The sequence below is a fragment of the Mesorhizobium sp. M7A.F.Ca.CA.004.12.1.1 genome, assembly GCF_003997835.1.
Taxonomy (GTDB): Bacteria; Pseudomonadota; Alphaproteobacteria; order Rhizobiales; family Rhizobiaceae; genus Mesorhizobium.
In genome coordinates, this window is sequence record NZ_RZRK01000286.1 from 1 (window position 1) to 7,119 (window position 7,119).

5 protein-coding genes and 1 pseudogene are annotated in these 7,119 nt (G+C 64.3%); 4 read left to right on the top strand and 2 right to left on the bottom strand.

Annotation, left to right across the window (positions count from 1 at the left end):
* Positions 1-732: Hsp70 family protein (locus EN984_RS16590; RefSeq protein ID WP_164765496.1), on the top strand; the 732-nt coding region annotated here is incomplete at its 5' end.
* A 72-nt stretch (positions 733-804) separates the two neighbouring features.
* On the opposite strand, the gene EN984_RS16595 is transcribed toward EN984_RS16590, so the two are convergent.
* A complete protein-coding gene (locus EN984_RS16595) occupies positions 805-1,767 on the bottom strand; it encodes a LysR family transcriptional regulator (protein ID WP_236383353.1) in 963 nt (320 codons plus the stop codon).
* Between the two features lie 278 nt (positions 1,768-2,045).
* Between EN984_RS16595 and EN984_RS16600 the strand changes: the two genes are divergently transcribed.
* The 3 genes from EN984_RS16600 to EN984_RS16610 are packed head-to-tail and all read left to right on the top strand — an operon-like array spanning position 2,046 to position 6,646.
* The gene (locus EN984_RS16600; RefSeq protein ID WP_164749455.1) at positions 2,046-4,976 is read left to right on the top strand and encodes a molybdopterin oxidoreductase family protein; all 2,931 of its coding nucleotides are present in this window, start codon (positions 2,046-2,048) and stop codon (positions 4,974-4,976) included.
* The gene (locus EN984_RS16605; protein ID WP_127267783.1) at positions 4,973-5,707 is read left to right on the top strand and encodes a 4Fe-4S dicluster domain-containing protein; all 735 of its coding nucleotides are present in this window, start codon (positions 4,973-4,975) and stop codon (positions 5,705-5,707) included. The genes EN984_RS16600 and EN984_RS16605 overlap by 4 nt, the downstream gene beginning before the upstream one ends.
* Positions 5,708-5,710: 3 nt before the next feature.
* Entirely contained in the window at positions 5,711-6,646 is a 936-nt protein-coding gene (locus tag EN984_RS16610) for a dimethyl sulfoxide reductase anchor subunit family protein (protein ID WP_127267784.1), read from the top strand.
* Positions 6,647-6,652: 6 nt separating this feature from the next.
* Here EN984_RS16610 and EN984_RS16615 read toward each other — a convergent pair.
* Positions 6,653-7,119, bottom strand: a pseudogene (locus tag EN984_RS16615) (metallophosphatase); the annotation flags it as partial.

The window sequence follows — 7,119 nt, forward strand, 5'->3', positions numbered from 1 at the left end:
GAACTGGCGCTGATCATCGATATGGGCGGCGGCACGTCGGACTTCTCGATCGTGCGCGTCTCGCCGCAGCGCTCCCGGTCGCTCGACCGCAAGGACGACATCCTGGCCAGCCGGGGCGTCCATATCGGCGGTACGGATTTCGACCGGCTGCTGAGCATCGCCCATGTCATGCCGCAACTCGGCTATTTGACGCCGACCAAGGACGGCAAGCGCAATCTGCCGGCAAGCTACTTCATCGACCTCGCGACATGGCAGCGCATCAACCTGGTCTACACCGCCAAGGCGATGACGCATCTGCGCCAGATCCGCTACGAGGCCGAGCGCGCCGACCTGGTCGACCGTTTCATCCACATCGTCGAACACCGCTATGGACACGCGCTGGCCGCACTTGTCGAAAAAGCCAAGATAGAGCTGACCGACAGGTCATCCGCGGAGGTCGTGGTGAAGCTGCCGGGTGCGGAGTTCGCGGCCGAAATCACGCGCAACGGGCTGGATGCCACGATCGCCAGGGACATCGAGCGGGTCACGGCGACGGTAGCGCAGACCATCCGGGACGCTGAGGTGAAGCCATCCGACATCACCGCGGTGTTCCTGACCGGCGGATCGACCGCGATCCCGCTGGCAAGGCGAGAAATCCTGTCGCTGGTGCCGCAGGCATCCGTCATCGAAGGCGACATGTTCGGCTCGGTCGGACTTGGCCTGGCGCTGGATGCGCAGCGAAAGTTCGGTTGACCGGGTCCATTGATATTCAGGTGATGCCGGCCTGCAAATGGCTGATACCTGCGCTTCCGGTGCTCACGTACTTTAAGTACGCTCCGCTCCGGTTCTCGGCATCAGCCATTTTCGACTCGGCCTGACCTGAATCTCAGCGAACCCTCGCCGTTGATCCGACGTACCCAGATGCGCCTTGAGCGCAATCTGGGCCAGGCTTGCCTGGCGATCGCGATGGGTGATCATGGCGAAGTCGCGTTTCGGCAGTTGGAGCGGCACCGACCTCAGACTGCCTTCGGCCACGGCGCGTGCCACGACAAGTTCGGAAATGATGGTGGCGCCGGCCCCCGCCTCGACGGCCTGGCGAATAGCTTCATTGCTCGGCAGCACCAGGAATATCTGGAGGTCGGCGAGCGAAATCCCTTCGTGGCGCGCCAGATCCTCCAGCACCTCGCGCGTGCCGGAACCGCCCTCACGGATGATCCAGCGCAGGCCCTTGATGTCAGGGCGGCCGGGCGCGACTTCGGGGATCTCCGGATGCGCGCTGGCAACCACCAGGATCAGCCTGTCGACGTCGACCTTGGTGCGGCGCAATATGTCGGACTCGGTGCGCCCCTCCACCAGGCCGAGATCCGCCGCGCCATCGAGGACATTGGCCTCGACCTGCCTGGTGTTGCCGATGGAGACGCTCAGCCTGACGGCCGGATAGGCTTCGTGGAAGGAAGCCAGCCGGCGCGGCAGCCAGTAGCTGGCGATAGTCTGGCTGGCGGCGATCGAGAGGCTGCCGGTGACGGTCTGCGAGACATGCTCCAGCACATTGCGCGCGGCGGCGGCCCGCTCGAGCACGGCCTTGGCCTCGGGCAGGAACCGGTGGCCGGTCTGGGCAAGCTCGATGTTGCGGCCGACGCGGTTGAACAGATGGACGCCGTGCTGTTCTTCAAGCGCCCGGATGGCGGCCGATGCGGCCGACTGCGAAATGCCCAGCAATTCCGCCGCCTTGGTCATATGGCCGCGCTCGGCGACGGCGACGAAAATGCGCAACTGGTCCAGGGTCATGCCTGTATTAAGAACCAATATCGATCGAATTTACAAGAACAACTGATTAGACGGATCGGTAGCTTTATTCTAAGTTTCCTCGTGAAGTTAGAAAAAATTCGCCGAGAGATCGCAGAGAGCAGAATGATCGGGCGGTTCAGATCCCTGCTTGCGCATTGGACCCGCGGCATAAGACGGCGGCTGGCCGGCGATCGCTACCACCCGGAAGAGCATTACATGCGCGGCCCCGGACCGAAGACGCGGGCCAAATCCATGGGCCGTACAGGCGCCACCGGATCATGATGCAGGGACCGCCGCGCGGCGCGAATTCGGCACCATCGCAACGCCCGCTTGCCGACACGCGGGCGCCTGACGAAGGCGACGGCGTCGACACCTCGCCTGATGTTTCCGACAGCATCGCCAAGACGACCTGCTACATGTGCGCCTGCCGCTGCGGCATCGACGTGCACATCAAGGATGGCAAGGTCCGCTACATCAACGGCAACAAGGACCATCCGGTCAATCGCGGCGTGATCTGCGGCAAGGGCAGCTCCGGCATCATGCAGCACTACGGTCCGGCAAGGCTGAAGAAGCCCTTGCTGCGCAGCGGGCCGCGCGGCTCCGGCGAGTTCCGCGAGATCGAGTGGGAAGAGGCGTTTTCGATCGCGACGGAACGGCTCTCGGCCATCCGCCGGACCGACCCCAGGAAGCTGGCCTTCTTCACCGGCCGCGATCAATCCCAATCCTTGACCGGCTGGTGGGCGAGCCAGTTCGGCACGCCGAACTTTGCCGCCCATGGCGGCTTCTGTTCGGTCAACATGGCGGCCGGTGGTCTCTATACGATCGGCGGTTCGTTCTGGGAGTTCGGTGAGCCCGACTGGGACAACACCCGGTATTTCATGCTGTTCGGGGTCGCCGAGGATCACGATTCCAACCCGATCAAGATCGGCCTCGGCAAACTCAAGGCGCGCGGCGCCAAGGTCGTCTCGATCAACCCGTGCCGCACCGGCTACAATGCCATTGCAGACGACTGGATCGGCATTCGGCCCGGCACCGATGGGCTGTTCGTGTTCGCGCTCATCCACGAATTGCTCAAGGCGGGCCGCGTCGATCTCGATTATCTGCTGCGCTACACCAATGCCCATGTTCTCGTCGTGCAGGAGCCGGGTGCCGCCGATGACGGGCTGTTCGTGCGCGACGCCGACGGAAATCCGCTGGCGTGGGACAGGGTTGCGAAGACGCCTGTCGGCGCCACCGATGCCAGTGCGAAGCCGGCACTGACGGGCAGCTTCACGATCGGCGGGCGCCGCTGCGTCCCGGTGTTCCAGCTCATCGCCGACCGCTACCTCGATGCAAGCTATGCGCCGGACGCGGTCGCCGAGCGCTGCGGCATTGCCGCCGATACGATCCGCAGGATCGCCGCCGAACTTGCGCATGTCGCCTTCGAACAGACGATCGAGTTGCCGATCGCGTGGACCGATTGGGCCGGGCGCCGGCACGAGACGATCAAGGGGCGGCCTGTCTCGATGCACGCCATGCGCGGCATCTCGGCCCATTCGAACGGCTTCCACACCTGCCGCGCCATCCATCTCCTCCAGGTGTTGCTGGGCACTGTGGATGTCCCTGGCGGCTTCCGTTTCAAGCCGCCCTACCCCCGCTCCGCGCCGCCAGGACCGAAGCCGGCCGGCAAGACCGTCAAGCCGATGACGCCGCTTGACGGCATGCCACTCGGTTTCGTCTGTGGGCCGGACGATTTGCTGGTCGATGAGGCCGGCACGCCGCTTCGCCTCGACAAGGCCTATTCCTGGGACGCACCGCTGGCGGCACACGGCCTGATGCACACCGTCATCCGCAATGCCTGGGACGGCGACCCGTACCCGATCGATACACTGATGATGTACATGTCGAACATGGCGTGGAATTCCTCGATGAACACCGTCGAGACCATCGCCATGCTGACCGACAGCGACGAAGCGGGCAACTACAAGATCCCCTTCATCATCTATTCCGATGCCTATTATTCCGAGACCGTGCCGTTCGCCGACCTCGTGCTGCCCGACACCACCTATCTTGAGCGGCATGACTGCATCAGCCTGCTCGACCGGCCGATCAGCCATGCCGACGGACCGGGCGACGCCATCCGCCATCCCGTCGTCGAACCTGACCGCGACGTCCGGCCGTTCCAATCGGTGCTGATCGAACTCGGCGCGCGGCTCGGCCTGCCCGGTTTCGTCAACGACGATGGCTCGGCCAGATATGCCGACTACGCCGACTACATCGTCAACCATGAGCGCACATCAGGCATCGGCCCGCTCGCCGGCTGGCGCGGCAAGGACGGGACGTCGACTGGCAGGGGCGAGGCCAACCCGGACCAGATGCAGCGCTACATCGACAATGGCGGCTTCTGGCACCACGATTTCGCCGACGACCAGCGCTATTACAAGATGGCCAACCGCTCCTATCTCGATTTCGCGGAGCAGATGGGCTTCATCCCCAAGGCGGAACCGATCGTCTTCCAGCTCTATTCCGAGCCGCTGCAGCGTTTTCGCCTGGCCGCACGTGGGCACGGTCACGTCTTGCCGCCAGAGGCCGATCGCCAACGCATCGAGACCTACATGGACCCGCTTCCGTTCTGGTACATGCCCTTCGAGGAAGCGGTCGTCGACCTCGAAAAATTTCCCCTGCATGCGCTGACGCAGCGGCCGATGCACATGTACCATTCCTGGGGATCGCAGAATGCGTGGCTGCGGCAGATCACCAGCCAGAACCGGCTGTTCGTGCATCACCGTACGGCAGCTGGCCTCGGCCTTGTCGACGACGACTGGGTGTGGATCGAAAGCATCAACGGCAGGGTGAAGGGGCAGATCAAGCTGATCGACGGGGTCAACGAAAGCACGGTCTGGACCTGGAACGCCATCGGCAAAAGGCGCGGCAGCTGGGGGCTGAAGGACGACGCGGCCGAGAGCAACCGCGGCTTCCTGCTCAACCATATCATCGGCGACCAGACCTCGGCTGACGCTCAGGGCAAACGCTATTCGAACTCCGATCCTGTGACCGGCCAGGCGGCATGGTTCGATTTACGCGTGCGCATCGTCAAATGCGCGGCCGAAGAAGCCGGCTTCACCGAGCCGCAATTCGAACGTTTCCAGCAGCCACCGCATTTCGAACCCTCGCCCGACAGGCTGACTTTCGGCGCCGAATTCCGCCGGGCAAGAGAGACGACTGAATGACCTGTCTGCCAAGCCAAAGCGACAAGAAACTCGGCCTCGTCATCGACCTCGATACGTGCGTCGGCTGCCAGGCCTGTGTCACCGCCTGCAAGGAATGGAACACCGGCGGCCACATGGCGCCGCTGACCGACATCGACCCCTATGGCGGCCATGTCGACGGCGTTTGGTTCAACCGCGTGCACGCTTACGAGCACACGACCGAGATGGGCGGGCGCACCGTCAACTTCCCGCGCTCCTGCCTGCATTGCGAGACACCGGCCTGCGTTACCGTCTGCCCGACCGGCGCGTCCTACAAGCGGGCCTCGGACGGCATCGTGCTGATCGACGAGGACAAGTGCATCGGCTGCAAATTGTGCAGCTGGGCCTGTCCCTATGGCGCACGCGAATTCGACACCGATGTCGGGGTGATGAAGAAGTGCACGCTGTGCGTCGACCGCATCTACAATGACAATCTGGCCGAAGAGGACCGCGTACCGGCCTGCGTCGCCGCTTGCCCGACCAGCGCCCGCCATTTCGGCGACCTCGGCGATCCCCTGTCGGCTGTGTCGCAACTGGTGGCGGAGCGCGGCGGTGTCGACCTGATGCCCGAGCTCGGCTATCGCCCGACCAACAAATATTTGCCGCCGCGCGCCCACACCGCGCGCGCCGCATCGGTGGCCGCGCCGGCATTGGAACCGGTGCGGGCCGAAGGCGGTTTCCTCGGCTGGGTCGACCGCATGCTTTCGAACTGACCCATGCATCCAGCCTTCTCCGTCGTCTTCTTCACCACCGCCACCGGCGCCGGCTACGGCCTGCTGGCGCTGCTGGGCATGTTCGGAGGCTTCCAGATCATCCCGCCTGATTTCTGGCTGGGCCTTGTCGGCATGGGCCTGGCACTCGGTCTCATCGTGGCCGGGTTGTTGTCTTCAACGGGTCACCTCGGCCGTCCCGAACGCGCCTGGCGGGCGTTCTCGCAATGGCGCAGTTCATGGCTGTCGCGCGAAGGCGTCGCCTCGGTCATCACCTTCATTCCGGCGGGGCTGTTCGGCATCGGCTGGGTGTTTCTCGGCCGCATCGATGGCTGGGTCGGCATCGCCGGATTTCTGGCTGCCATCGGCGCGGTCGTCACCGTCTGCACCACCGGCATGATCTATGCGTCGCTGAAGCCGATCGCCCAGTGGCACAGCCGCTTCACCCTGCCCGGCTACCTCATCTTTTCGGCGATGACCGGCAGCGTGCTGCTGAACGCGCTGCTGCAGGGCTTTGCGCTTGGTTCGAAGGTACAGCTGGCGGCTTGCCTGCTGCTGACCTTGTTCGGCTGGGGCTGGAAAGTGGCGACCTGGCGCTACAACGACCGATTGGAGATCGCGACCACCGCCAACACCGCAACCGGGTTGGCCGGCGGTACAGTGCGGTCGCTGGAATGGCCGCATACCGAGGAGAATTACCTGCTCAAGGAGATGGGGTTCCGCATCGCACGCAAGCATGGCGCGCGGCTGCGCCAGATCACGCAGGTTCTGGCCTTCGCGTTGCCCTTGGGGCTGCTCGCCATTGTGTTCGCCCTGCCAGGGCCGCTGGCAGCGTTGCTGTCGATACTTGCTGCTGCAATCCAGTTCGCTGGCATGCTGGTCGAGCGCTGGCTGTTCTTCGCCGAGGCGAAGCACACGGTTACGCTCTACTATGGCAGGTAAGGCTGTTTAGCCCGGCCGCAGCATCGAGCCGGAAATGGCAAAGATGCGTTGGGCGCCCAGCATATAAGCCATCAGCGTGTCCAGCCGGAACAGCCCGGCATAGGCGTGGTCGAGGACGTTGAGCGAACCGGTATAGGCGCCGAAGGCCGGCATGATCATGCGGCCGCCGTCGCCGGCAAAGCAGCGCCGCCTCACCGAGCGTCCCTGCTGGACTATGCGGGCGCAGGGATGCAGATGGCCCGCTATTTCGCCTTCGACACGCTGCTTCGACGGCTCATGCCGGAACAGCAGCGAGCCTATAGCAAGTTCACGCACCGTTTCGCCGGGCAGATCGGCTGGCGCTTCCGGGTCATGGTTGCCGGCGACCCAGAACCAGTCTCGGCCTGCCATCAGCGCTTCCAGCCGCTCGCGGAAGCTTGCATGCATACGCTGGGCGCCGCCGCCATCGTGAAAGCTGTCGCCCAGGCTGATGA

Coding starts and splice junctions, on each gene's coding strand:
- EN984_RS16595 (WP_236383353.1), bottom strand. CDS start 1,767: ATGACCCTGGACCAGTTGCGCATTTTCGTCGCCGTCGCCGAGCGCGGC.
- EN984_RS16600 (WP_164749455.1), top strand. CDS start 2,046: ATGATGCAGGGACCGCCGCGCGGCGCGAATTCGGCACCATCGCAACGC.
- EN984_RS16605 (WP_127267783.1), top strand. CDS start 4,973: ATGACCTGTCTGCCAAGCCAAAGCGACAAGAAACTCGGCCTCGTCATC.
- EN984_RS16610 (WP_127267784.1), top strand. CDS start 5,711: ATGCATCCAGCCTTCTCCGTCGTCTTCTTCACCACCGCCACCGGCGCC.